We start from the raw sequence: 24,824 nt of genomic DNA on the forward strand, positions 1-24,824 counted from the left end.
GTCACGCAGAAAATAATTTGTCGGCACTCGCGGAGGCTGGCGTAGTCTGTTTCCAAGACACCCCTCTCGCCCCGCGGAGCACTCAATGATCATCGTCCACCACCTCAACAACTCACGCTCGCAACGCATCCTGTGGCTGCTCGAAGAACTCGGCCTGCCCTACGAGATCAAGCGCTACCAGCGCGACCCGAAAACCAACCTCGCACCACCGGAACTCAAGGCGATCAACCCGCTGGGTAAATCCCCGGTGATCGAAGACGGCGACCGGGTGCTGATCGAGTCCGCCGCCATCATCGATTACCTGATCCGCCGCCACGGCCAGGGCCGCCTGCAGCCGGACCCGGCCAGCGCCACCTACGACCAATACGTGCAATGGCTGCATTTTGCCGAAGGTTCGGCCATGTTGCCGCTGATGCTCAACCTCTACGTCGGCCGCCTGGGCGAGGCTGGCGCGCCGTTGCATCCGCGTATCGAATCGGAAGTGGCCAACTACCTTGGTTACCTGAACGACGTGCTCGCGGATAAAAGCTACCTGCTCGGCGATGAACTGAGCGGCGCGGATATCCAGATGAGCTTTATCGGTGAAATCGCCAAGGCCCAGGGCAAGTTGCAGGCTTATCCGAACCTGGCGGCGTGGGTGCAGAAATTCCAGGCGCGACCTGCGTATCGCAAGGCAGTGGAGCAGGGCGGGGAGTATGCGTTTGCCAAATAAAGGCCCCGGCGTGACGTTTTAAAGCAGCAGCGGGGCTCCGTTCATTTCTCGTCGCAGTGGTTACAACTGTTAACGAATTGAACGGGGCAATCGCTATAGGCTTGGCGGTGTCCAAACCGGAGTCGTACGCCATGAACCTGCGAGCCATCGCCGCCACGTTGTTTGCCTTTGCCCTGTTGCTGCCGTCACCGGCCGAGGCCGGCACGCCTATCACCCACGTCGCCATTTACCGGGGGCCGGCGGGCTGTGACGACTGTTCCGAAAACGTGGCAAAAGCCCTGCAACGCCTCAACCCTGACTACCACATTGATTTTGTGGGCGCGGATGAGTCGATCGACATCACGCCGCAAACCCTGGCGCGCTATGACCTTTACGTGCAACCCGGCGGCGGCCAGGACATCCCCGGCGCCCTGCGCAGCCTGGGAGAGGCGCGCAGCGAGGCCATCCGTGGTTATGTTGCCAACGGTGGGCGCTACCTGGGGTTGTGCATGGGCGCCTACCTGGCGGATGACAGCAATCTCGGTTTGATCCCGCAGGACCTCGACGCAGAAGCCGGTCGTCCCGGTTTTGAAGTACCTGGCATTGCCGATGCCGCCGTTCAGGTCACCTGGGCGGGCAAGGTGGACCACGTCTTCTTCCAGGACGGCCCGTACTTTCCCAAAGGGTCACACACCACCATCGCGACCTACCGCAACGGTGATGTGGCGGCGGCGCGGTACACCTATGAGAAAGGCGTGGTGGTGCTAAGTGGCCCGCATCCCGAGGCCGGGCAAGCGTGGTTCGAGAATGCTGATATTCCGTTGAGCAAGATGCCTGAAGGGGATCTTTTCGGCTCGCTGATCCGCAGCTTTTGAGACCCACCTATTCCTTTGCAGTGGTCAGACCAACCTGCGTCAGCGCACCACGTCCAGCGTCTGGATTTCATTCACATAGTGGGTCTGGCTCGACGTCGACTCCAGCGTCAGCGCGACGCCCAGGTCCTCGATAAACGCGCGGGACGATGAATACCCGTCCTGCTCGCAGGCCAACCGGATCGCATCGCCCGTCAGCGACGCAAACACCTGGCGCGCCGGGAAGCGCTCGCCCACCTTGCAGGTCAAGGTGGTTTCGGTCGGTTTGTCGGTGGGCTTGACCGGTACATTGGCCATCTGCAGATGGGCACTCAAGGTCTGGCCCGGCGCCCAACTCGTCGGTAGTTTCACCTCGGCCTCGCGGGTCTGCAGCACCTGGCCGTCGCCCACACCGTTCATTTTCGATTTCAGCTGGATCAGGTCCGCCAGCATCAAACGGTCCACATTGAAGGCGCTGCCGTAGGCTTCATTTTTCACCAGCAAACCGCCCTCGGCCTTGAACCTGATCGTGATCGGTGCGTCCTTGCCCGCGCCATTCTTTGACAGGTAGGTGTAGCTCAACGTCTTGAACTTGGGCTGCAACAGCGGCGAGTCGAGGCCCTGGAGCACGTTGGGCGGCACCGGCACATCGGCGAGGTTAGTGTCGGCCACGGTGCGCGGGTAATCCACCGGCGCAATGTCCGGCCGCAACAGCGCCAGCAACCCGGCATTCACGCCGCCCTGCACCGAACAGCTCACACGGGAATACTTGCCCTCCGGCTCCACGATCAGCACCCGTTCCACATTGCGCAGCCCCGGTGCCTTGCCCGGCATGGGTTTGATCGCCTGCCAACTGTTGCCCACCTTCAACTCGCTGCGCGTGTATTGCCCCTCGCCTTTTTGCAGCGCCCCCGGTTGGTCCAGCAATGCCGCGAAGCGCTGGGCGACGTCATCAAGACTGCCGTCCACCGTGAAACCCCAGAAATAATACAGGCCCAACGGGCCAAGATCGCTGACCTCGTCGTTGTAGGACAGCAGCTTCAACCCCGCAATGGCTGGCGCGCTCACCGGCACCGCAGTGGCCTTGGGGTCGGTGCGATCGCGCACCGCGATCCAGGCGAAGTCCTTTTCCTGCTTGAGCGGTGCATAGGCCTGCCAGGCGTCACGGTGGGTGTTCAGACGGCTGAAGAACGTCTCGTCACAGCGGGTGAAGGCCTTGAGCGTGTCGACCAACGCAGCGTCGTCGGCCTGGGCAATCGAAGGCGACAGCAGGGCAGATGCGAGCAGGGCAGCGGAAAACGGCAACTTCATGGGAAAGGACTTCCTTATCGGCGGGCGAGAAACAGGGCGAGGCATTATCCAGCAGTTGGGCGCCAGGCTCTAGTTGGCTGAGCGCGTCAGGCGCAAACGCCAATTGCCGCCGTGCTGAGCATGGCAGGCTTCTTCAGAATCAACGTGAACACAACGCGCCAAATGTACAGGCGGGATCTCGGCGTCGTGCAGCGCGGTGGCGGTCAGCTCGCGGAGACGTGCATCCAGCCCCGTGGCCACGGCATGCGCCTGGTTGGCGCGGGTGTCGAAGACCCAAGTGATGCGCAGACTGTGGGGGAAGTCGGCGTAGTTGACGGTGTGGGTCAGCCATTCAAACCCTGGGATTTCGGCTTTGGCGGTTTCGCAAGCGTCGGTCAGGGTGGCGACAAGGCGACGTTCGATGCGGGCGCTGTCGCGTTTTGATGAAGTCACAGAAAGCTCCGAAAGAAGGCAGGCACCGCAGATTAACAGGGTGCAGGTGACGGCTAGGGCTGAATTCTTAGCGCACTGATGATAAACCCATGCAGGCTATTGACCGCCTTCGACCCGCGAGACGCCCGGCTGCGTAGAATCGACACCTCCATCGGCTCGATATTCCCCAAACCGTGCTCGCTGCCCAAGACCTGAAGTGACGGCTGCACCGTGCACTGAGTAATCGCGGCAATCGCGAGCCCGCCCTCAACCGCAGCCACTTGGCCGGCGAGGCTGGAGCTGTTGTACACCACCTTGAACTGACGCCCCTGCTGGGCCAGTGAATTCACCGCATACCGGCGAGCCAGGCTGGCGCTTTCGTAGACGGCGATAGGCACCGGGTCCCGGCGCCACAGTTCGAACTGAGGCGAGCCTACCCACACCATCGGTTCCTTGAACAGAAAGGTGCCACTGTGCGGCGAGTCCCTGGACACCAGCGCCAGATCAAGGTCACCACTGCGCACGCGTGGGATCAGTGCGGTGGACTGTTCACAGGTCAGTTCGATGTCCACACCGGCGTAACGCGGCGCAAAACGCTTGAGCACCGGCGTGAGGTACTTTGCCGCATAGTCTTCCGCGACCCCGAGACGAATGCGCCCGGTCAAGGCTTCACCATGAAACGCCGCCTGGGTTTCGGCGTGCAAGGCGAGCATGCGACGGGCAAAGCCCAGCAATGTCTGGCCGTCATCGGTCAACTGCAGGTGCCTCGGGCCTCGGTTCAACAAAGGCCGTCCCAGCGCGGCCTCCAGTTTCTTCATTTGCATGCTGACGGCGGACTGCGAACGGTTGACCTCATGGGCCGCGCCCGACAGCGAACCGGCGTCCACCACCGCCACAAAGCACTTGAGCCAATCGATCTGCAAATCACTGGAAGGCATGCGGTTTACCTCTATTCGTTTATCGAATGGCTGTGTAGTGAATTATGCGCTTTTCATGATAGCCGTTCGCTCGCAGGATACGGGCTTGAATCCACCGTTGCCGGACCTGATCATGCCCTTCGAGACCTGGTTGCTCTACCTGTTCACCTGCTGTGGCATAGCGGTAGTGCCTGGCCCCAATGCGTTGTTGGCGCTGACCCATGGCGCGATCCATGGCAGCCGCAAAACCCTGTTCACTATCAGCGGAGGCGTGCTCGGCTTTGCCTTTGTGCTCATGCTGTGCGCACTGGGCCTGGGCGCGTTGATCCAGGCCTCCGCCACCTGGTTTACCGCCTTGAAAGTGGCTGGTGGGCTGTACCTGATCTGGTTGGGTTTCGGGTTGTGGCGATCCGCCCCGGTCAGCCTGGACGCGGCCGGCGCCCCGACGCTGAGCAGTGGGTCGCTGTTTCGTCAGGGACTGGTATCGGCCATTTCAAACCCCAAGGCATTGCTGCTGTTTACCGCGTTTATTCCACCTTTCCTGGACCCGCACAGAAGCCTCATCGCGCAGACGGCCACCATTGCGCTGACTTACGCTGTCGTTGAGTTTGTCGTTGAATACACAGTGGCCAGCGCCGCACACCGGGTTCGACCTTGGCTGGCGCGTAGCGGGCGACGGTTCAATAAAGTCTGCGGTGGGTTCTTTGTGGTGTTTGGGTTGGCGCTGCCCATTCACAGCTGAGGGCAAGGCTTCCCTTTGTTTCTTCGCAATCACCGGCGACAACGCGCCCGACGCCAGCTCATCCAAGATAAACGCCTTGGCCGGCGGTCAATTGCATCACGCGTTTCACCAGGTGTTCTTCATCGCTGACGATGACGCTGGCGTTGCCGTAGGTGCAGTCACGGCGGCGTGAGTAGAGGCTCAAACCACGTCAGGCGCGGCGATGTTGCAATATTGCCCTTTGAAATACAGCAACGGCTGCGTCGCTTCCGCCTCTTGCAGGTTCAGTGCTTTCACTTCGCCAATCACGATCAGGTGATCTCCGGCGGCGTGTTCGGCGTGAATGTCGCAGTCCAGCCAATGCAGGCTGCCGGCGATGATCGGGTTGCCCAGCGGCGATGCCTGCCAGTCGACGTCGTGCCACTTGTCGGTGCCGCGCCGCGCGAACTGGTTGGAGATCCTGACCTGCGCACCCGAGAGGATATTGACGGCGAATCGACCGGCCTGGCGGATTTTGGGGTAGCTGGCGGAACTGGCCATGACGCTGAATGACACCAGCGGTGGGTTCATCGACACGCTGTAGAACGACTGGCAGGTGAAGCCAATCGGCTCGCCATCGATGTGCGATGTAATCACCGTGATGCCGGAGGCGTAGTGCCCGAGCGCTTCGCGAAAACTCAAGGGCTCGATGGCCGCACGGGGACGTGACAGGGTGGGCATCAGTTCGACAGTTCTCGGCGGATGATTTCAGCGCCTGCACTCAACGCATTCAGCTTGCCGCGTGCCACACGGCGGGGCAGGGGGGCCATGCCGCAGTTGGTGCACGGGTAAAGCTTGTCGGCATCCACGAACTGCAGGGCTTTGCGCAGGGTATTGGCGACTTCTTCCGGTGTTTCAATGGCGTGGTTGGCCACGTCAATGGCACCGACCATCACTTTTTTACCGCGAATGAGTTCGATGAGTTCCATGGGCACATGGGAGTTATGGCATTCCAGCGAGACGATATCGATACTGGATTGCTGCAGCTTGGGAAACGCCTCTTCATATTGCCGCCACTCGGAGCCCAGCGTCTTTTTCCAATCGGTATTGGCTTTGATGCCGTAGCCGTAGCAGATGTGCACCGCGGTTTCACATTTAAGGCCCTCGATGGCCCTTTCCAGGGTGGCAACGCCCCAATCATTCACCTCATCGAAGAAGACGTTAAAGGCCGGCTCGTCAAACTGGATGATGTCCACACCTGCCGCCTCCAGTTCGCGGGCTTCTTCATTGAGGATCTTGGCAAATTCCCAAGCCAGTTTTTCGCGACTTTTATAGTGGTTGTCATACAGCGTATCGATCATCGTCATGGGGCCTGGCAGCGCCCACTTTATCGGTTGATGGGTTTGCTGGCGCAGGAACTTGGCGTCCTCGACAAACACAGGCTTTTGACGCGTGACAGCACCCACCACCGTCGGGACGCTCGCCTCATAACGGTCACGGATTCTGACGGTTTCACGCTTCTCGAAATCAACGCCGCTGAGGTGCTCGATAAAGGTGGTGACGAAGTGTTGGCGCGTTTGTTCACCATCACTGACGATATCAATGCCGGCGTTTTGTTGTTCTTGCAGGGACAAGCGCAACGCATCTTGCTTGCCCTCGATCAAGGCCTCGTCTTGCAGTTTCCAGGGCGACCAAAGTGTCTCGGGTTGTGCAAGCCAGGACGGTTTAGGCAAGCTGCCGGCCGTTGAAGTAGGTAATAACTTTTTCATTCGGGGTGACCTTGTCTTTTAAATGAATCAACGCGCGCCGTGGGCAGACCATTGCTCCAGCACCGACTGGTAGGGCTTGATGAAGTTTTCCTCAACAAATTTGCCCTGTTCAATGGCCAGTCGGCTGCGTTCTTCGCGGTCATATACAATCCGCGTTAATGAATAATCTTGGTGTTGCAGGCTGGGCTGGTAAGATTTGCCGGCTGCAGAGTTAGCGTTGTAGATCTCCGGGCGGTAAATCTTCTGGAAGGTGTCCATAGTGCTGATGGTGCTGATCAGCTCAAGCGTGGTGTAGTCGCTGAGCACATCGCCAGCAAAGTAAAAAGCCAAGGGCGCCACGCTATTGGCAGGCATGAAATAGCGAACTTTCAGCCCCATCTTCTTGAAGTATTCATCCGTCAGGGAGTATTCATCTTGCAGGTATTCGACGCCCAGTACAGGGTGCAGGTTTTCAGTGCGATGATAGGTCTTGGCACTCGACACACTCAGGCAGATGACGGGCGGCTTGTTAAAGTGTTCTTTATAAGTGCTTGAGTTGACGAAGCTCTTGAATAACTTTCCGTGCAGCTCCCCAAAGTCAGCGGGTGTGCTGAAGTGGGGCTGGTGCTTGTTGTGCTCCAGCAAGCGCACGCTGAAGTCATAGTCGCGCACGTAAGAGGAGAAGTTATTACCGACAATGCCTGGCAGGCGCTCGTTGGTTTTTCGATCGACAATATGGGTTTTCAATATTTCAATCAACGGAATGGCATGGCCGCTACGTTGATCATCGATGTCCATTTCAACGGAAATGATGTCAAGTTCGACAGAATAACGATCGCCTTTTGGGTTATCCCAGTGGGCCAAGGCGTTGAAACGGTTGTCAATCATCCTTAACGTATTGCGCAAGTTTTCTTGACGACTCGCGCCCCTCGCCAAATTGGCAAAGTTGGTGGTGATGCGCGTATTTTCGGCGGGGTGGTAGTGTTCGTCGAAACGAATGCTCTTGACCGTAAATGCAAACTCTTTGTTCATAGTGATACCACACCCTTTTTGCCGCGATAGAACCTGAAGGTATTGAGTGTTCAGGTGCTTATTCAGCGGTCTATAACTTGTCTTTAAGTAAGGTGTATTTTAGGCAGGGCTATAACGTGAGTGAAACTGAATTGATTTCACTGAACCTTTAGCCCTCCTCATGATGGTGCATGTCCGTTGAAGACGTCGTTGCCGGTGCCAGCATCAAAACCAGCCCATTTCTGTGCAAACCGGTCTACCATGCCTCCCCGGCAGTGGTTCCACGCGCTACCGATCTCTCTCTTGCAAGGTATCGCCCATGTCCATCGACCAGATTTCCCTCCCTAAAGGCGTAGGCCCGCACGCCAGCAAACTCCTCGACGCCATCACCGGCGCTGCCACCCACGAAGCACTCAACCGCGCCGGTGGCAAGGCCGAAGGTTTTGTTCTCGGGCTGGAATCCACCAAGGCGATCAAAAGCCAGGTCGCCGAGTCGCTGTATGTGGCCTACGACGACGCGGCGAGTCACCGGGCAACTGAATTGAACGGCTAGGTGCTAGTCCTGTCATGAGGGTGCGCTAGAGTGGGTGCCTGACGCTGGCCCGATAGAAAGGAATGCCCATGACATTGACCGTCGACGATTTGCTCAACCTGGCCATGGCCAACCCCATCAACGCCGAAATCACCGCGCGCCTGCCTGACCTCGGGGTGGACCAGTGCTTTCTCACGGCGGGCTGCCTGTTCCAGGCGGTGTGGAATCATCAGTCGAACCTGCCTGCTGCCCAGGGCATCAAGGACTACGACGTTTTCTACTTTGATACGGACCTGTCCTACGAGGCTGAGGACGCGGTGATCCGTGCGGCCGAGGTGTTGTTTCAGGACCTGGGCGTGAATGTGGAAGTCAAAAATCAGGCACGGGTTCATCTCTGGTACGGCGAGCGGTTTGGTCGGCCTTATCCGCAGTTGCACACGGCCAAACAGGGCATCGACCGGTATCTGGTCGCGGGCACCTGCATCGGCCTGGAGATTGCGACGGGCGAGGTGTACGCGCCCTATGGGCTGGAGGATGTGGAGCAGGGGGTACTGCGCATCAACCCGGTGCATCCGGAGCCTGAGTTGTTTATGCAGAAGGCCCGCAGTTATAAGGCGCGCTGGCCTGGGTTAAGGATTGTGGAGCCTGCCTGGCTTTAGCGAGGCTGCGAAAGCGCCAGGCCAGGCGATAAAGTGGCCCGGCATTGCCAGTTCCCACCTGTTGATCCGCAGTGAACTTTTACCTGCATACAACACGTCAAAGCTTGAAATGCCCAGCCAAGGACCGCTCATGACGTTCTTCATTTTCCTGCTCGCCTGCGCCGCCGCTGCCAGTACCGGCATGCTCTTTAAACCCGGTGCCTGGTACGAATCCCTGGTCAAACCCAGCTTCACCCCGCCCAATTGGCTGTTCCCGGTGGCGTGGACGCTCATCTACCTGCTGCTGGCCTGGGCCGGCTATCGCCTGAGCCTGATGCCTGGCAGCCAAACCGTGTTGGCGCTGTGGGCGGCGCAGATTGCGTTGAACACCTTGTGGACGCCGGTGTTCTTCGGTGCTCATCGCCTCCTGGCCGGGATGGTGATTCTGGCGGTGCTGTGGCTGACCGTCGCGGCGATGGTGGTGTTGGCGGTGCAGTTGGACCTGATCACCGGCTTGATCCTGTTCCCGTACCTGGCGTGGCTGTGCGTGGCGGCGGCGCTGAACTTCTCGATCCTGCGGAACAATCGCTGATGGCTTATCAACCCTGGCCCGCCAGTGAGACAGAACGGGTCGAGATGCGCCGCTTCAATCAAAAGCTCGCCTGGTTGCCGCGCTTCAAGATCCGTAATCGGGTCACGCCGCGTTTGATCCAGGCGCTGTTGCGGGTCAGTCAAAAGATCAAGAAAGCCCCTCTGGCTGAAACCCACTGCGCCGACTCAGTGCCCGTGCGCATCCTGCGCCCAAGGGGCAAGCCCAAAGGCGTGGTGCTGGATATCCACGGCGGCGGCTGGGTGATCGGCAACGCGCAGATGGATGACGACCTCAACCTGGGCCTGGTCAATGCCTGCGACGTGGCAGTGGTGTCGGTGGATTATCGGCTGGCGATCGACACACCGATCGAGGGCCTGATGGACGACTGCCTGGCGGCGGCGCGTTGGCTGCTCACCACCGAGGAATTTGCCGACCTGCCGGTGATCGTCGTCGGCGAATCGGCCGGTGGTCATTTGGCCGCGGCGACCTTACTGGGGTTGAAGCAATGGCCGGCGTTGCTCCAGCGGGTGAGCGGCGCGATGTTGTATTACGGCGTTTATGACCTGACCGGCACACCCAGTGTGCGCATGGCAGGGCCGGACACCTTATTGCTGGACGGGCCGGGCATGGTCGAGGCGCTGCGCATGCTCACGCCGGGGTTGAGCGATGACATGCGTCGGCAGCCGCCGTTGTCACCGTTGTATGGCGACTTTGAAGGCCTGCCCCCGGCGTTGATGTTTGTGGGTGAACTGGACCCGTTGAAGGATGACACGCTGTTGATCGCTGAACGGTGGCCGGGGGCAGAAGCGCATTTGTTGCCGGAGGCGGCGCATGGCTTTATTCATTTTCCGGTGGCAATGGGGGCGAGTGTGCTTGCCTATAGTCGCCAGTGGATAAGGCATCGTGTGAATGGGCCTGGAACTTAAAAGTTGATCGGTTGGTCAGGTTGTTCATCTTCCATAACAAGGGTTCCCCTATGCGCGAATACACCCTCAACTACCTGTTCAACGACGAACCGCGGACCCACGTGTTCGCACTCCAGCAACCCCAACTGCCGGTGCATGAAGCGGCGTTGCACTTGCTGCAGTTGCATTTCGGCGATGCGGAAAATGGTTTGATCCTGCCGCCTGCGGATGCGACGCCGGATGAAATTCTGCAGCAGGCACAGGTGATGGGGATTACGCAGATCGAGGTTGCATGAGCCCAAGGCCGAGTATTCAGGCAGTCACAGCGGCGGATATCCCTGAGGTCATGAGGTTCGTGCTGCGCGCCCGCGCCGAGCTTTTCCCCACGCTCAGCGCGACGGGAGTGCCGGCGGACCTGGCGCATTTCGAGGCGACCTACCTGCAGGGCGATGGGCATTTTCTTGTTGCTCGCGATGAGGGCCAGATCGTCGCTGGCATCGGCTATCTGCCCTATGACGGGCGTTTCCCGCAGTTGAATTACCAGGGCCGCAAGACCGTGGAGGTGGTGCGCCTGTTTGTGCTGCCGGCGTTTCGCCGCTGTGGTCTGGCGGGCGAGTTGTACCGTGCGCTGGAGGTGCAAGCTAAAGAGGATCGGGTCGCGGTGATGTACCTGCACACCCATCCGTTTTTACCGGGGGCGATTGATTTTTGGCTTCGACAGGGGTTCGAGGTAGTGGATGTGGACGCGGACCCGGTGTGGCGCACGACGCATATGCAACGCGCCCTCTAACACAACAGTTGAATGCCCTGATCAGTTCGGGCGCAAGCGCAGTATCTGCGACCCATCGAACGGGTCCGTCAGGTAGTGCGCCTGCACCCCAAACGTCTCCTGCAAACGCTGCGGCGTCAGGACCTCCAGTGGTTTACCCAGCGCCACCAACCGCCCGTGATCCAGCACCGCCAGCCGATCACAGGTCAACGCTTGATTCAGATCATGCAGGGCAATCAAGGTGGTGACGGGCAACCCTTGCACGCCCTGCAAAATGCCGAGCTGATGCTGGATATCCAGGTGATTGGTCGGCTCATCCAGCAACAGGATCTGCGGCCGCTGCGCCAACGCACGGGCGATGTGCACGCGTTGGCGTTCACCGCCCGAGAGGCTGCGCCAGGCGCGATGGCTCAAGTGGGTGGCGTCGACGTCACGCAAGGCCTGATTGACGATGGCGTCGTCTTCGCCGGACCACGGGCTCAGCGCTGACAACCATGGAGTGCGGCCCAGCGCCACCGCGTCGAACACGCGGATGGCGTCGTCGGTGTCGGCCTGCTGTTCCACCACCGCCAGCTGCTGCGCGATGGCGCGGCGCGACAGCTTGCCCAGGCGTTGGCCGCCCAGTAAGACTTCGCCGGACGCCGGCGTGCGCAGCCCGGCGAGCAGCTTGAGCAAGGTGGATTTGCCGGAGCCGTTCGGCCCGACGATGCCGAGGGTTTCGCCCGGCTGCACGTCCAGATGGATATCGCGCAGCAACTGCGCTTCACGCACCTTGAAGCCCAACCCTCTGCAGCTCAGTACTGTCATCGCGCATTCCTCCGGCCAATGAGGATCAGCGCAAACACCGGCGCGCCGACCAGCGCCGTGACCACGCCGACCGGAATCACCTGGCCTTTGATCAAGGTGCGCGACAGTACATCGGCTGCAATCAAGAACAACGCGCCGCCCAACGCACTGGCCGGCAGCAAGCGCGAGTGCCCGGTGCCGAGCAGCAGGCGCACGGCGTGGGGGATTACCAATCCGACAAAGCCGATGGAGCCAACAATCGACACCATCACCGCCGTCACCAGGGCCGCGCAGCCCACCAGCACAAATTGCACCCGGCGCACCGGAATGCCGAGGGACGCTGCCGAGTCGCTGCCGAAGGTAAACGCATCCAACGCACGGCGGTGCCACAGGCACACCGCCAAGCCTGCGACGGCCACCGGCACCGCTAACCACACCGAGGGCCAGCGCACACCACTGAGGTTGCCGAGCAGCCAGAACAGGATGCCGCGCGCCTGTTCGGAACTGGCGGATTTGGTGATCAGGAAGGCGGTGAGCGCATTGAACAACTGCGAGCCGGCAATGCCCGCCAGAATGATCTGGCCGGTGCCGCTGGCCGAACCGCTGGCGCGCGCGAGCAGGATCACCAGCGCAAACGCCGCCATGGCGCCAACAAACGCGCCCGCCGACAACGAAATCAACCCGCCGCCCACGCCGATCAACGCCACCAGCACCGCGCCAGTCGAAGCGCCGGCACTGATGCCCAGCAGGTAGGGATCGGCCAGTGGGTTGCGCAACAGCGATTGCAGGATCACCCCGCACGTCGCCAGCCCGGCGCCACACGCAGCGGCGACCAGGGCGCGGGTGAGGCGGTAGTTCCACACCACGCCTTCGTCGATGGGGTCAAGCACGTAGCTGGCCGCCCACAGTTTGTTGGCGAGCACCTGGAGCACGACTTGCGGCGAGATGGCGGTTTCGCCGATCGCCACCCCCGCGAGTAGGGCGGCTAATAGCAGGGCCAGGGCGAGTAGGGTGCGCGTCATTTGGGCAGGTCGTAGCCGTCGATGGCCGTGGCCAGTTGCTCAAGCCCGTCGAACGTGCGGATGCTGGCCTGCAGCGCCAGGGCATCGAGGATGATGATGCGGTTGTTTTTCACCGCGTCCATGTTGCGAGTCACGGGATCGCTGCGCAGGAAGGCCAGTTTCTTTTCATGGTCGTCGGCGGGGTAGCGGCGGCGGTCCATGCGTGCGATCACCAGAAAGGTCGGGTTGGCCTTGGCGAGGGTTTCCCAGCCGACGGCGGGCCATTCTTCATCGGATTGCACCACGTTGTGCAGACCGAGGGTTTCCAGCATGAACTCTGGAATGCCCTTGTGGCCGGCCACGTAAGGATCGCTGGCCATCTCGGAACTGGAGAACCACACCAAGGCACTGGCTTGCTTGAGGCCTTTGCTTTGCACGGTGGCAACAGATTTGGCCAAGCGTACCTTGAGGTCGTCGTTCAACTGTTGGCCGCGCGCCTGTACGTCGAAGATCTCGGCGAGTTGGCTGATGCTTTTATAGATCGTCTCGATTCGGAACGGCTCCAGCCGTGTGCCGTCGGCGCCTACCAGGTTGTCCTTGCCTTCGCAGTCGGAGGGCAGCAGGTAAGTGGGGATCTTCAGTTCATGGAATTGCTCGCGGGTGCCGACCACGCCCTGGGGCCCGACCACCCACTCCAGCTCGGCGGCCACCAGCTGCGGGCGCTTGGCGATCACGGCTTCAAAGCTCGGCTCATTGTTGGCTAGCCGCTCGATGCCGTCGTTCTGCACCTTGTACTGCGGCAGTACGCTGTTGAACCACAGTGAGGTGCCGACCACTTTGTCGCCCACGCCCAATGCGTAGAGCATCTCGGTGGCCGCCTGGCCGATGGTCACGCTGCGGGCGGGGGCTTGCTGGAAGGTCAGGCGACTGCCGCAGTTTTCCACGGTCAGTGGGTAGTGGGTGGGCGCGGCTTGGGCGAGGGCACAGAAGCCCAGGCCGGTGAGCAGGGCGGTAACGCGTGGCAGCATGGGGCAATCTCCGAATGAACCGTACGTGCCATTCGGAAATACACCCTTAAGCGCTGCACTAGAAAAACAGGCAAGAATGTCCTTCCCGGACACCCCGCCGGTTGGTAATTGAGCTTGGGCCGGCAGGTCTCCTGACTGATGCGTCGTCGCCAGGCTCCGGCCTTCCCGGACAAGGTCCAGTGGCATCAGGGAGCAGGCTCAGCACCTACAGTTGCGGGGGCAGTTCCGATTGGCGAGGGTGTACCGCGCTTCGGATTCCCTATTAGTCCCGTTTGGGAACCGGCGCGGTATGGTAGTTGATTAGGGCGGGGCGATATAGCCCGAGGCACGCCCGGTCAGAGACGAATGTCTTCAGGCCCCTGTATCAGCGCTTCAATCCGCGTGCCGGTGGCGCGTTCTTCGTTGCTGAAGCCGTCGTAGTCGGCCAGGTTGGCGAAACGCAGGCCGGTGAGGCGTTCTATCTGAATCACGCTGCGCTGGTAGGTCCTGAGCTGGCCGAACACCAGGTCGAGCTGGCCCAGCTCGCGGCTCTGGTCGATCATGTAGGCGCTGGCCGAAGGCTTGCCGTCATCGCTGAGGTAGGCGACCACTTTCCAGAACGCCTTGGGGATCTGGACGCCCCGGTACACCCGGTCGTCGTCGGCGAACACCGGGCCGGTGAACACGGTGGCTCGGGCTTTCCAGCGCTGGGTGTTGTCGAGGATGTAGTCTTCGAGCTCCAGCCACGTTTTCTGGTTGAACCCGCTCATCTGCGGTGAACAGTTTGTGAAATGGAAGGTGTCGAAGTTGGCGGTTTGCGCCGCGTCGCCCCAGTTGGGGTCTTGTCGGCGCACCAGGTGGCCGCGATCCAGGCCGTTGCTGGCATACAGTGCTTCGCCCACCTGCGCATCAATGGGCAGGCGTCCGTCGTAGGCCCAGGTGTCGTTGCTGCGAATGATGTCCATATGCTGCCCGCCATCGATGTTGACGCCCACATACAGCGCGAGCCGCTTCGAGCGTGACATCGTTATCGAGAAGTGCGTGTAGTCCAGGCGCTTCTGGACATCGCCGGCCAAGGTCTCTTCAACCGTAGGCCAGGGCACCCCGAAGCTGCCGAGAAAGTCCTCAGCGTAGCCGCGTCGGTCCTTCAAGTCGTTGGCCGAGGTGACGCGGGGCGTCGCGGCTCGTGCCTCCAGCAATGTGGGGCTCGGTGCGATCAATGGGCGCAGGTCAGCGAGCCTGGGGCGGTATGAAAGGTCGATTTTGGCTTTACGTGCGGGCATCGGTCAGTCCTCCTTGGATAAACACGACTGCAACATAGGTTAATGACAATTGATGACACGCGATAACCCCTGGAGGCTATCCTGAATCGATGACCCGGACGTTGTTACCTGCCAAATGGAGCCAGCCAATGTGTGTTCGCCAGCCGAATCGTAATCCGATTTTCTGCCTGATCCCGCCCTATATGCTCGACCAGATCGCGCGCAACGGGGACAAAGCGCAACGGGAGGTCGCGTTGCGCACCCGCGCCAAGGACACAACGTTCCGCTCGCTACGGATGGTCGCCGTGCCTGCCAAGGGACCGGCGCATATGGCCCTGGCCATGGGGGCCGATAAACGCCGCTCGATCTACAGCGCCGAGGGCGCCGACAGCCTGCCGGGCACGCTGGTGCGTGGCGAGGGGCAGCCCGCCAGTGGTGATGCGGCGGTGGACGAGGCCTATGATGGCTTGGGCGCCACCTTCGATTTTTTCGACGAGGTCTTCGATCGCAACTCCATCGACGATGCCGGGATGGCGCTGGACGCCACTGTGCACTTTGGCCAGAACTACAACAATGCGTTCTGGAACTCGACCCAGATGGTGTTCGGGGATGGAGACGGGCAGTTGTTCAACCGCTTTACGGTGGCCCTCGACGTGATTGGCCATGAGTTGGCCCACGGCGTCACCGAGGACGAGGCCAAACTGATGTATTTCAACCAGTCCGGGGCGTTGAATGAATCGCTGTCGGACGTGTTCGGTTCGCTGATCAAGCAGTATGCGTTGAAGCAACGTGCGGAAGACGCCGATTGGTTGATCGGCAAAGGGCTGTTCACCCAAAAGATCAAAGGCACCGCCCTGCGCTCGATGAAAGCCCCCGGCACGGCGTTTGACGACAAACTGCTGGGCAAGGACCCCCAGCCCGGGCACATGGATGATTTTGTGCAGACCTACGAGGACAATGGCGGGGTGCATATCAACTCCGGCATTCCCAACCATGCGTTCTACCAGGTGGCGACCATACTGGGCGGGTTCGCCTGGGAGCGCGCCGGGCGCATCTGGTATGACGCGCTGCGTGATGCGCGGCTGCGGCCCAACTCGGGTTTCCTGCGCTTTGCGCGCATTACTTACGATATTGCAGGCCGACTCTACGGCGCTAACAAGGACGAACAGAAAGCGGTCAAGGACGGTTGGAAGGCGGTCGGCATTGCTGTCTGACGAGAGGAACGGCCATGCAAATTTCAATCAAGGAAAACGGCGGGCCCGGTTTTTTTCCGGGCCTGGCCAAGCCACAGACGGTGGAACTGGACACGCTGCCGGAGCAGGAACAACAGGAGCTGCGGCAGCTTGTCGAGGCTTGCGACTTCTTTCAACTGCCGCCCAGCAATGCGCCTGCCCCCGGTAATCCGGGCCAAGTGCATTACACCGTGACGGTAAAGGACGACGAGCGCGAGCACACCGTTTGCGTGCTCGCGCCGGTGAAGTCACAGGCGCTGGATGGGCTGGTGCAGTGCGTGCGACGGCATATTCGCTGTTGAGGCCGCTTTAGGTCTAGCGGGACGGTTCGACAGGCCCCCTTGCCACCGATGTCGCTTGATTTACTTGCGATCCAGCCACACCGTCTGGGCGTTGCAGAATTCCCGCACGCCGAAGTGCGATAGCTCGCGTCCGAAACCACTCTTTTTCACGCCACCAAATGCCACCCGAGGGTCGGAGACGCTGAAGGCGTTGATGAAGATGCCGCCGGTTTCCAGCTGATTGGCGATGTCCCGTGCCTTCGCGGAGTCGGTGGTGAAGATGCTGGCCGTGAGGCCAAACTCGCTGTCATTCGCCAGGGCCACCGCATGGTCGGCATCACGGGCGGTGATGATCGAGGCGACTGGGCCGAACAGTTCCTGTTTGAACGAGGTCATCTGGTCGGTGACGTCTGCCAGCACGGTCGGTTCGTAGTAGTTGCCGGCGCCGGGCACTTTGTGGCCGCCCAGCAGCAGGGTGGCGCCTTCTTCCAAGGTCGCCTGGACCTGGCCGTGCAGCTCGTCGCGCAGGTCGAAGCGTGCCATCGGGCCGATGTAGGTGGCGGCTGACGTCGGGTCGCCCATCACCAGAGCGCGGCTGGCTTCCAGGAATTTGACGGTGAAAGCCTCCACCACACCTTCTTCGATGATCAGGCGCTTGGCGGCGGCGCAGACTTGGCCGCTGTTCTGGAAACGACCGATCAGCGCCGCTTGCACCGCGGCGTCGAGGTCGGCGTCGTTGAGTACGATGAACGGGTCGGACCCGCCCAGTTCCAGCACGCACTTTTTCAGCGCGGCGCCGGCCTGAGAGCCGATGGCGATGCCTGCACGTACGCTGCCGGTCAGGGTGACGGCGGCGATGCGCGGATCGGCGATGGCCTTGGACACGCCGTCGTTGGTCACGTTGACCACTTCAAACAGACCTTCGGCGAAGCCGGCCTTCTGGAACGCTCGTTGGATCAGATAGGCACTGCCCATCACGTTTGGCGCGTGTTTGAGCACGTAGGTATTGCCGGCCAGCATCGTCGGTACGGCGCCGCGCAGCACTTGCCACACCGGGAAGTTCCACGGCATCACGGCGAAGATAGGGCCTAGCGGGCGGTATTCGATCTGCGCACTGCCGTTGTCCACCAGGGTCGGTTCCGGGGCGAGCATGGCCGGGCCGTGGGCGGCGTACCACTCGCTGAGTTGCGCGCACTTTTCGATTTCGGCACGGGCCTGGGCGATGGGTTTGCCCATTTCCAGGGTGATCATCTGCGCCATGTCTTCGGCTTGTTCGCGCAGGGCGCTGGCCAGGCTCAGCAGCAACTCGGCGCGCTGGCTGACCGGCTGACGGCGCCAGGCGCGGAAGGCGAGGGTGGAGCGGTCGAGGGCGGCGTCCAGTTGCTGCGCGGTTTCATACGGATAGCTGCCGACCGTTTCGCCGTTGGCCGGGTTGATCGAGAGGGCGTGGGTAGTCGCGTTCATGGCACCGTCCTGCTGAGTGAATTAGGTTGAGTTCAGCGTACTGGGCTATATCTTTTCTGGAAACTGAATAATATTAAGCAATACATTCACGATTGGAGAATGATTTGGACCTGGTGCAACTGGAAATCTTCAAGGCCGTTGCCGAGCAAGGCAGCATCAGCGCCGCCGCGCAGTTGATTCATCGCGTGCCGTCGAACCTGACCACGCGCATCAAGCAACTGGAGCAGGACCTCGGTGTGGAGTTGTTCATCCGCGAGAAAAGCCGCCTGCGCCTGTCACCGGCCGGGTGGAATTTCCTCGGTTATGCGCGGCGCATCCTCGACCTGGTGCAGGAAGCCCGCGCGACAGTCGCGGGGGAGGAGCCCCAGGGTGCGTTTGCCCTGGGATCGCTGGAGAGCACGGCGGCGGTGCGTATCCCGGCGTTGCTGGCGGCGTACAACCAGAAACACACCAAGGTCGAGTTGGACCTGAGTACCGGGCCTTCAGGCACCATGATCGAAGGCGTGTTGTCGGGGCGGCTGACGGCAGCGTTTGTCGACGGCCCGCTATTGCACGCGACCCTGGAAGGTGTGGCGGTGTTTGAGGAAGAGATGGTGGTGATTGCGCCGCTGCATCACGCGCCGATCACTCGTGGGCAGGACGTGAACGGGGAGAGCATCTACACCTTTCGCTCCAACTGCTCGTACCGGCATCACCTGGAGCGCTGGTTTTCACAGGACGGCGCGGTGCCGGGCAAGATCTTCGAGATCGAGTCCTACCACGGCATGCTCGCTTGCGTCAGCGCCGGCGCGGGCCTCGCGCTGATGCCGCGCAGCATGCTCGACAGCATGCCGGGGTCGGCGGCGGTGAGTGTTTGGCCACTGATGGACAACTTCCGGATCCTGCACACCTGGCTGATCTGGCGGCGGGGGACGGTGTCGCAGAGTTTGAACAGTTTCGTGAAGTTATTGGAGGAGCAGGGCGCCATCCGTGCGGCTTAGCCACCGAATTGCAGGGTGCCCATCGCCAGCTTTGCCATCAGTGCGGTCGCACCCAATTGCACCAGCCACAGCGCCAGGCCGCCCAGAAAGACGCCCAGCGCCACTTGCAGCACCAGGCTCTTTTGAGGCTTGGGTTGCGGTGCGCGTGGGGCGTAGTCATCCAGTTCGTCACGGTCGGCACGCAGGTCCAGGTCATCGTTTCTCATAGCATTCTCACAGCGAAGGGGCGGTCAAGGTTCAGTCTAGGGGCTGGATACGAAAAAGGGGAAGCCATAGGCTTCCCCTTCTGGTGCAACCGCTGCAGGTTTACAGCACCTGAACGATCGCCTTTGTGACTGCATCAATGTTCGACTGGTTCAACGCCGCCACACAGATACGGCCGGTGTCGAGGGCATAGATACCAAACTCGCTGCGCAAGCGGGTGACTTGCTCAACGGTCAGGCCAGAGTAGGAGAACATCCCACGCTGGCGACCGACGAAGCTGAAGTCGTGGCCCGGAGCTGCCTTGGCCAGTTCGGCCACCATCTGCTCGCGCATGCCACGGATGCGCAGGCGCATTTCGGCCAGTTCGGCTTCCCACTGGGCACGCAGCTCAGGGTTGTTCAGCACCGCTGCAACGATCGCCGCGCCGTGGGTTGGCGGGTTGGAGTAGTTGGTACGGATCACGCGTTTGACCTGGGACAGGATGCGCGCGCTTTCTTCCTTGGAGTCGCCGACGATGGACAGTGCGCCCACACGTTCGCCGTAAAGCGAGAACGACTTGGAGAACGAGCTGGACACAAAGAAGGTCAGGCCCGATTCAGCGAACAGGCGCACGGCGGCAGCGTCTTCGTGGATGCCGTCGCCAAAGCCCTGGTAGGCCATGTCGAGGAATGGCACCAGGTTCTTGGCCTTGATCACGTCCAGCACGTTCTGCCAGTCGGCCGGGCTCAGGTCGACGCCGGTCGGGTTGTGGCAGCAGGCGTGCAGCACCACGATGGACTGGGACGGCAGGGCGTTGAGGTCTTCGAGCAGGCCGGCACGGTTCACGTCGTGGGTGGCGGCGTCGTAGTAGCGGTAGTTCTGCACCGGGAAACCAGCGGTTTCGAACAGCGCGCGGTGGTTTTCCCAGCTCGGGTCGCTGATGGCGACGACGGCGTCTGGCAGCAACTGCTTGAGGAAGTCTGCACCCAGCTTCAGGGCGCCAGTGCCGCCTACCGCTTGCACGGTGGTGACGCGGCCAGCGTTCAGCAGTGGCGATTCAGCGCCGAACAGCAGGGTTTGCACGGCCTTGTCGTAGGCTGCGATGCCGTCGATCGGCAAGTAACCACGGGCGGCGTGTTGCGCCACGCGAATGGCTTCCGCTTCGGCAACGGCACGCAAGAGTGGAATCTTCCCCTCCTCGTTGCAGTAAACGCCCACGCCAAGGTTGACCTTGGTGGTTCGTGTATCGGCGTTGAATGCTTCGTTGAGGCCCAGGATAGGATCGCGTGGTGCCATTTCGACAGCGGAGAACAGGCTCATTTTTGCGGCAGCTCTATGGGGGATAGGAGGGACGTGTCGCGCTCCAGCCGAATGCACTAGAGCGGTGCACAAACGGGGAGCTAGTATAGAGGCCATCACCGCCAAGGGCGACAGCCGAAATGGCTTTTCGGCCAAGTTTTTCGGTTTATTTGCCGACCGTTAGTCTTATTGCAACATTGATTGGTAAGGGCGTGTATGACGATTGCCTTGAAACCCATGACATTCGCCACCACTTATATGTCTATCATGGTTTTTTCCTACTATCCGCTCTGAGTCTTCGCGGGTGGCGGTCTATTTCGTCCTCGACGGGTTTACAGTCTGGGGGTGACCACACGAGGTACGTTATGTCGGATTTCCAACTCGTCACCCGCTTTGAACCCGCTGGCGATCAGCCGGAAGCCATTCGCCAGATGGTCGAGGGCATTGAAGCCGGCCTGGCCCACCAGACGCTGCTCGGGGTGACCGGGTCGGGCAAGACCTTCAGCATTGCCAACGTGATTGCGCAGATCAATCGGCCCACCCTGGTGCTGGCGCCGAACAAGACCCTGGCCGCGCAGCTCTATGGCGAGTTCAAGGCGTTCTTCCCGAACAATGCGGTGGAGTATTTCGTTTCCTACTACGACTACTACCAGCCCGAAGCCTATGTGCCGTCCTCCGATACCTTCATCGAGAAGGATGCGTCGATCAACGATCACATTGAACAGATGCGGCTGTCGGCGACCAAGGCCTTGCTGGAGCGCAAGGACGCGATCATCGTCACCACAGTGTCGTGCATCTACGGCCTGGGCAGCCCGGAAACCTATTTGAAGATGGTCCTGCACGTCGATCGCGGCGACAAGCTCGACCAGCGCGAGCTGCTGCGCCGACTGACCAGCCTGCAGTACACGCGCAATGACATGGACTTCGCCCGTGCCACCTTCCGCGTGCGCGGCGATGTCATCGACATCTACCCGGCGGAATCCGACCTGGAAGCGATCCGCATCGAGCTGTTCGACGATGAAGTCGAGAGTCTGTCGGCCTTCGACCCGCTGACAGGCGAGGTGATCCGCAAGTTGCCGCGCTTCACCTTCTACCCGAAAAGCCACTACGTGACCCCGCGTGAAACCCTGATGGGCGCCATTGAAGGCATCAAGGTCGAGTTGGCCGAGCGCCTGGAGTACCTGCGTTCCAACAACAAGCTGGTGGAAGCCCAGCGCTTGGAGCAGCGCACCCGCTTCGATCTGGAGATGATCCTGGAACTGGGCTACTGCAACGGCATCGAAAACTACTCGCGCTACCTGTCGGGCCGCGAATCCGGTGCGCCGCCGCCGACGCTATATGATTACCTGCCGCCTGACGCGCTGCTGGTAATCGACGAGTCCCACGTCAGCGTGCCGCAAGTGGGCGCGATGTATAAGGGCGACCGTTCCCGCAAAGAAACGCTGGTGGAGTACGGTTTCCGCCTGCCGTCGGCACTGGATAACCGGCCGATGCGTTTTGACGAGTGGGAAGCCATCAGCCCGCAGACCATCTTTGTGTCCGCCACGCCGGGTAACTATGAGGCCGAGCACGCCGGGCGCGTGATCGAGCAGTTGGTAAGGCCGACAGGCCTGGTCGACCCGGAAATCGAAATCCGCCCTGCACTGACCCAGGTCGACGATTTACTCTCGGAAATCACCAAGCGCGTAGCCCTGGAAGAGCGGGTGTTGGTTACCACGCTGACCAAGCGCATGTCCGAAGACTTGACCGACTACCTGGCCGACCACGGCGTGCGCGTGCGTTACCTGCACTCGGACATCGACACCGTGGAGCGTGTAGAGATCATTCGCGACTTGCGCCTGGGCACCTTTGATGTGCTGGTAGGCATCAACCTGCTGCGCGAAGGCCTGGACATGCCGGAAGTGTCGCTGGTGGCGATCCTCGATGCGGACAAGGAGGGCTTCCTGCGCTCTGAACGCTCGCTGATCCAGACCATCGGCCGAGCGGCGCGTAACCTCAACGGTCGGGCGATTCTCTACGCGGACCGCATCACCGGTTCCATGGAGCGGGCGATTGGCGAGACCCAGCGGCGTCGCGACAAGCAGATCGCGTTCAACCTGGAAAATGGCATCACCCCGAAAGGCGTGTTCAAGGACGTTGCCGACATCATGGAAGGCGCCACTGTGCCGGGCTCGCGCAGCAAGAAGCGCAAAGGCATGGCCAAGGCTGCCGAGGAAAGCGCCAAGTACGAGAACGAATTGCGCTCGCCGAGTGAGATCACCAAGCGGATCCGTCAGCTGGAAGAGAAGATGTACCAGTTGGCGCGTGATCTGGAGTTTGAGGCGGCGGCGCAGACGCGCGATGAGATCGGCAAGTTGCGCGAGCGTCTTTTGGCTGTTTGATCTGCGCTGACAGGACTGGCCTCATCGCAGGCAAGCCAGCTCCCACATTTGACTGTATTCACAAATCAAAATGTGGGAGCTGGCTTGCCTGCGATGGCCGCGCCTCGGTCTCCCGGATTCACCCAGGCTGGAGCCCAACCGCCCCAGGCTGTTACCATTCCCCCCTTGTTTCAATTTTCAGTTTTATCGCCCATTCGAGACCTGCCATGACCACCGTCCGCACGCGCATCGCGCCATCGCCTACTGGGGATCCCCACGTTGGCACTGCTTACATCGCCTTGTTCAACTACTGCTTTGCCAAGCAGCACGGCGGTGAATTCATCCTGCGGATCGAAGACACCGATCAACTGCGTTCCACCCGCGAGTCGGAACAGCAGATTTTCGATGCCCTGCGCTGGTTGGGCATTACCTGGGCCGAAGGCCCGGACGTCGGCGGCCCGCACGGCCCGTATCGCCAGAGCGAGCGCAGCGACATCTACAAGCAGTACACCCAGCAATTGGTCGACATGGGCCATGCCTTCCCGTGTTTCTGCACCGCCGAAGAACTCGACCAGATGCGCGCCGAGCAACAGGCCCGTGGCGACACCCCGCGCTACGATGGCCGCGCGTTGCTGCTGTCGAAGGAAGAAGTGGCCCGTCGCCTGGCCGCTGGCGAGCCCCATGTGATCCGCATGAAAGTGCCAAGCGAAGGCGTGTGCGTGGTGCCGGACATGCTACGCGGTGACGTCGAAATCCCGTGGGACCGCATGGACATGCAGGTGCTGATGAAGACCGACGGCCTGCCGACGTACTTTTTGGCCAACGTGGTCGACGACCATCTGATGGGCATCACCCACGTGCTGCGCGGTGAAGAGTGGCTGCCGTCGGCGCCGAAACTGATCCTGCTCTACGAGTACTTCGGCTGGGAACAACCGCAGCTGTGCTACATGCCGCTGCTGCGTAACCCGGACAAGAGCAAACTGTCCAAGCGCAAGAACCCGACCTCGGTGACTTTCTACGAGCGCATGGGCTTCATGCCGGAAGCGATGCTCAACTACCTGGGCCGCATGGGCTGGTCGATGCCGGACGAGCGCGAGAAGTTCTCGCTGCAGGAAATGGTCGACAACTTCGACCTGTCCCGCGTGTCCTTGGGTGGGCCGATCTTCGACATCGAGAAGTTGTCGTGGCTCAACGGCCAATGGCTGCGTGACCTGCCGGTGGATGAATTCGCCAGCCGCGTGCAGCAGTGGGCGCTGAACCCTGAGTACATGATGAAGATTGCGCCACTGGTGCAGGGCAGGGTGGAGACGTTCAGCCAGGTCGCACCGTTGGCCAGCTTCTTCTTTGCCGGGGGCGTTAGTCCGGATCCCAAGCTGTTCGAGTCCAAGAAACTCTCGGGCGACCAGGTTCGTCAGTTGATGCAATTGATCCTGTGGAAGCTGGAAAGCCTGCGCCAGTGGGAGAAGGATGCGATCACCGCGACGATCCAGGCGGTGGTGGAGTCTCTGGAATTGAAGCTGCGCGATGCCATGCCGCTGATGTTTGCCGCGATCACCGGCCAGGCCAGTTCGGTGTCGGTGCTCGATGCGATGGAAATCCTCGGCCCGGACCTGACCCGTTTCCGTCTGCGCCAAGCCCTTGATTTGCTTGGTGGTGTGTCGAAGAAAGAAAACAAAGAGTGGGAAAAGCTGCTGGGCGCTATCGGCTGAGCATGCGGTTGAAACGGCGAAACCCCGGTTTTCCGGGGTTTCACCGGTAAGTGATTGTTATCCCGGCAAAAAATTTTGGAAATTGTTGAAAATAAATTTGACACACTTCCAAAGCGCCATTAAGATTCGCCCCGTCCTCACCGATGAGGGGCTATAGCTCAGCTGGGAGAGCGCTTGCATGGCA

28 protein-coding genes and 1 riboswitch are annotated in these 24,824 nt (G+C 60.8%); of the genes, 14 read left to right on the forward strand and 14 right to left on the reverse strand.

The genetic code is table 11. From position 1 onward, the window contains the following. The first annotated feature begins 85 nt into the window (after positions 1–85). Positions 86–712 carry a glutathione S-transferase family protein gene (locus BMZ57_RS02715; RefSeq protein WP_010209008.1) on the forward strand — a complete coding sequence of 209 codons (627 nt, stop codon included), beginning with the start codon at positions 86–88 and terminating at the stop codon, positions 710–712. Positions 713–843: 131 nt separating this feature from the next. Further along, on the forward strand, positions 844–1,566 hold the full coding sequence (locus BMZ57_RS02720) for a BPL-N domain-containing protein (RefSeq protein ID WP_010209009.1): 723 nt from the start codon (positions 844–846) through the stop codon (positions 1,564–1,566). A 39-nt stretch (positions 1,567–1,605) separates the two neighbouring features. Here the strand turns inward: BMZ57_RS02720 and BMZ57_RS02725 are convergent, their stop codons facing one another. The 3 genes from BMZ57_RS02725 to BMZ57_RS02735 form a co-directional block, all read right to left on the reverse strand. After that, positions 1,606–2,853, reverse strand: coding sequence for a hypothetical protein (locus tag BMZ57_RS02725; protein WP_047540561.1), 1,248 nt, complete (start codon positions 2,851–2,853; stop codon positions 1,606–1,608). A 69-nt stretch (positions 2,854–2,922) separates the two neighbouring features. After that, positions 2,923–3,285 (reverse strand): hypothetical protein, encoded by a 363-nt coding sequence (locus tag BMZ57_RS02730; protein WP_021490749.1) that lies wholly within the window; start codon positions 3,283–3,285, stop codon positions 2,923–2,925. Positions 3,286–3,338: 53 nt separating this feature from the next. Then, entirely contained in the window at positions 3,339–4,202 is an 864-nt protein-coding gene (locus tag BMZ57_RS02735; RefSeq protein ID WP_010209013.1) for a LysR family transcriptional regulator, read from the reverse strand. 112 nt (positions 4,203–4,314) lie between these two features. Between BMZ57_RS02735 and BMZ57_RS02740 the strand changes: the two genes are divergently transcribed. Beyond that, positions 4,315–4,923, forward strand: coding sequence for a LysE family translocator (locus tag BMZ57_RS02740; RefSeq protein ID WP_029529083.1), 609 nt, complete (start codon positions 4,315–4,317; stop codon positions 4,921–4,923). A gap of 58 nt (positions 4,924–4,981) precedes the next feature. On the opposite strand, the gene BMZ57_RS29960 is transcribed toward BMZ57_RS02740, so the two are convergent. The 4 genes from BMZ57_RS29960 to BMZ57_RS02755 are packed head-to-tail and all read right to left on the reverse strand — an operon-like array spanning position 4,982 to position 7,661. Beyond that, positions 4,982–5,107 (reverse strand): hypothetical protein, encoded by a 126-nt coding sequence (locus tag BMZ57_RS29960; protein WP_258189334.1) that lies wholly within the window; start codon positions 5,105–5,107, stop codon positions 4,982–4,984. Continuing rightward, the gene (locus tag BMZ57_RS02745; RefSeq protein WP_010209020.1) at positions 5,104–5,622 is read right to left on the reverse strand and encodes a flavin reductase family protein; all 519 of its coding nucleotides are present in this window, start codon (positions 5,620–5,622) and stop codon (positions 5,104–5,106) included. The genes BMZ57_RS29960 and BMZ57_RS02745 overlap by 4 nt, the downstream gene beginning before the upstream one ends. Continuing rightward, the gene (locus BMZ57_RS02750; RefSeq protein WP_045791822.1) at positions 5,622–6,650 is read right to left on the reverse strand and encodes a methionine synthase; all 1,029 of its coding nucleotides are present in this window, start codon (positions 6,648–6,650) and stop codon (positions 5,622–5,624) included. The genes BMZ57_RS02745 and BMZ57_RS02750 overlap by 1 nt, the downstream gene beginning before the upstream one ends. Before the next feature lie 27 nt (positions 6,651–6,677). Then, a complete protein-coding gene (locus tag BMZ57_RS02755) occupies positions 6,678–7,661 on the reverse strand; it encodes a DUF1852 domain-containing protein (protein WP_042571807.1) in 984 nt (327 codons plus the stop codon). Positions 7,662–7,959: 298 nt separating this feature from the next. On the opposite strand from BMZ57_RS02755, the gene BMZ57_RS02760 reads away from it, so the two are divergent. From BMZ57_RS02760 to BMZ57_RS02785, 6 genes are all read left to right on the forward strand, one after another. Further along, positions 7,960–8,193 (forward strand): hypothetical protein, encoded by a 234-nt coding sequence (locus tag BMZ57_RS02760; RefSeq protein WP_010209023.1) that lies wholly within the window; start codon positions 7,960–7,962, stop codon positions 8,191–8,193. A 68-nt stretch (positions 8,194–8,261) separates the two neighbouring features. After that, positions 8,262–8,831, forward strand: a complete 570-nt coding sequence (locus BMZ57_RS02765) for a nucleotidyltransferase family protein (protein ID WP_010209024.1) — start codon at positions 8,262–8,264, stop codon at positions 8,829–8,831. 130 nt (positions 8,832–8,961) lie between these two features. Continuing rightward, positions 8,962–9,402 (forward strand): tryptophan-rich sensory protein TspO, encoded by a 441-nt coding sequence (tspO, locus tag BMZ57_RS02770; RefSeq protein ID WP_021490746.1) that lies wholly within the window; start codon positions 8,962–8,964, stop codon positions 9,400–9,402. Further along, positions 9,402–10,328 (forward strand): alpha/beta hydrolase, encoded by a 927-nt coding sequence (locus BMZ57_RS02775; protein WP_010209030.1) that lies wholly within the window; start codon positions 9,402–9,404, stop codon positions 10,326–10,328. The genes tspO and BMZ57_RS02775 overlap by 1 nt, the downstream gene beginning before the upstream one ends. 50 nt (positions 10,329–10,378) lie before the next feature. Next, the gene (locus tag BMZ57_RS02780) at positions 10,379–10,603 is read left to right on the forward strand and encodes a hypothetical protein (RefSeq protein ID WP_010209031.1); all 225 of its coding nucleotides are present in this window, start codon (positions 10,379–10,381) and stop codon (positions 10,601–10,603) included. After that, entirely contained in the window at positions 10,600–11,097 is a 498-nt protein-coding gene (locus tag BMZ57_RS02785; RefSeq protein WP_029529085.1) for a GNAT family N-acetyltransferase, read from the forward strand. Before BMZ57_RS02780 ends, BMZ57_RS02785 begins: the two co-directional genes overlap by 4 nt. Before the next feature lie 21 nt (positions 11,098–11,118). On the opposite strand, the gene BMZ57_RS02790 is transcribed toward BMZ57_RS02785, so the two are convergent. From BMZ57_RS02790 to BMZ57_RS02805, 4 genes are all read right to left on the reverse strand, one after another. Then, positions 11,119–11,883 (reverse strand): ABC transporter ATP-binding protein, encoded by a 765-nt coding sequence (locus BMZ57_RS02790; RefSeq protein WP_069672434.1) that lies wholly within the window; start codon positions 11,881–11,883, stop codon positions 11,119–11,121. After that, entirely contained in the window at positions 11,880–12,884 is a 1,005-nt protein-coding gene (locus BMZ57_RS02795) for a FecCD family ABC transporter permease (RefSeq protein ID WP_010209036.1), read from the reverse strand. The genes BMZ57_RS02790 and BMZ57_RS02795 overlap by 4 nt, the downstream gene beginning before the upstream one ends. Further along, a complete protein-coding gene (locus tag BMZ57_RS02800; RefSeq protein WP_021490741.1) occupies positions 12,881–13,891 on the reverse strand; it encodes an ABC transporter substrate-binding protein in 1,011 nt (336 codons plus the stop codon). Before BMZ57_RS02800 ends, BMZ57_RS02795 begins: the two co-directional genes overlap by 4 nt. A 104-nt stretch (positions 13,892–13,995) precedes the next feature. Then, positions 13,996–14,190: riboswitch (cobalamin riboswitch) on the reverse strand. A 36-nt stretch (positions 14,191–14,226) separates the two neighbouring features. Continuing rightward, complete coding sequence (locus tag BMZ57_RS02805) at positions 14,227–15,153, reverse strand: DNA/RNA non-specific endonuclease (RefSeq protein WP_069672435.1); 927 nt, start codon at positions 15,151–15,153, stop codon at positions 14,227–14,229. Positions 15,154–15,281: 128 nt separating this feature from the next. Between BMZ57_RS02805 and BMZ57_RS02810 the strand changes: the two genes are divergently transcribed. Together BMZ57_RS02810 and BMZ57_RS02815 are read left to right on the forward strand one after the other, a co-directional pair. Beyond that, the gene (locus tag BMZ57_RS02810; RefSeq protein WP_010209041.1) at positions 15,282–16,346 is read left to right on the forward strand and encodes a M4 family metallopeptidase; all 1,065 of its coding nucleotides are present in this window, start codon (positions 15,282–15,284) and stop codon (positions 16,344–16,346) included. 14 nt (positions 16,347–16,360) lie between these two features. Beyond that, positions 16,361–16,666: a protealysin inhibitor emfourin gene (locus BMZ57_RS02815; protein ID WP_010209043.1), complete on the forward strand. Its 306-nt coding sequence runs from the start codon at positions 16,361–16,363 to the stop codon at positions 16,664–16,666. Positions 16,667–16,726: 60 nt separating this feature from the next. On the opposite strand, the gene BMZ57_RS02820 is transcribed toward BMZ57_RS02815, so the two are convergent. Further along, positions 16,727–18,109: an aldehyde dehydrogenase family protein gene (locus tag BMZ57_RS02820; RefSeq protein ID WP_010209044.1), complete on the reverse strand. Its 1,383-nt coding sequence runs from the start codon at positions 18,107–18,109 to the stop codon at positions 16,727–16,729. A 104-nt stretch (positions 18,110–18,213) separates the two neighbouring features. Here BMZ57_RS02820 and ptrR point away from each other — a divergent pair, with 104 nt between their 5' ends. Continuing rightward, a complete protein-coding gene (ptrR, locus tag BMZ57_RS02825; protein ID WP_010209045.1) occupies positions 18,214–19,089 on the forward strand; it encodes a putrescine utilization regulator PtrR in 876 nt (291 codons plus the stop codon). Here the strand turns inward: ptrR and BMZ57_RS02830 are convergent. Beyond that, entirely contained in the window at positions 19,086–19,295 is a 210-nt protein-coding gene (locus BMZ57_RS02830; protein WP_010209046.1) for a hypothetical protein, read from the reverse strand. The two genes, ptrR and BMZ57_RS02830, sit on opposite strands and share 4 nt — an antisense overlap. Positions 19,296–19,395: 100 nt before the next feature. Beyond that, the gene (locus BMZ57_RS02835) at positions 19,396–20,592 is read right to left on the reverse strand and encodes an amino acid aminotransferase (RefSeq protein ID WP_042571803.1); all 1,197 of its coding nucleotides are present in this window, start codon (positions 20,590–20,592) and stop codon (positions 19,396–19,398) included. A gap of 344 nt (positions 20,593–20,936) precedes the next feature. Between BMZ57_RS02835 and uvrB the strand changes: the two genes are divergently transcribed. Together uvrB and gltX are read left to right on the forward strand one after the other, a co-directional pair. Next, positions 20,937–22,952 carry an excinuclease ABC subunit UvrB gene (gene uvrB, locus BMZ57_RS02840; protein WP_010209048.1) on the forward strand — a complete coding sequence of 672 codons (2,016 nt, stop codon included), beginning with the start codon at positions 20,937–20,939 and terminating at the stop codon, positions 22,950–22,952. Between the two features lie 206 nt (positions 22,953–23,158). Then, positions 23,159–24,640, forward strand: a complete 1,482-nt coding sequence (gene gltX / locus BMZ57_RS02845) for a glutamate--tRNA ligase (protein ID WP_069672436.1) — start codon at positions 23,159–23,161, stop codon at positions 24,638–24,640. Positions 24,641–24,824: the final 184 nt, after the last annotated feature.

This window comes from Pseudomonas simiae (genome assembly GCF_900111895.1).
In the GTDB taxonomy this organism is placed as follows: domain Bacteria; phylum Pseudomonadota; class Gammaproteobacteria; order Pseudomonadales; family Pseudomonadaceae; genus Aquipseudomonas; species Aquipseudomonas simiae.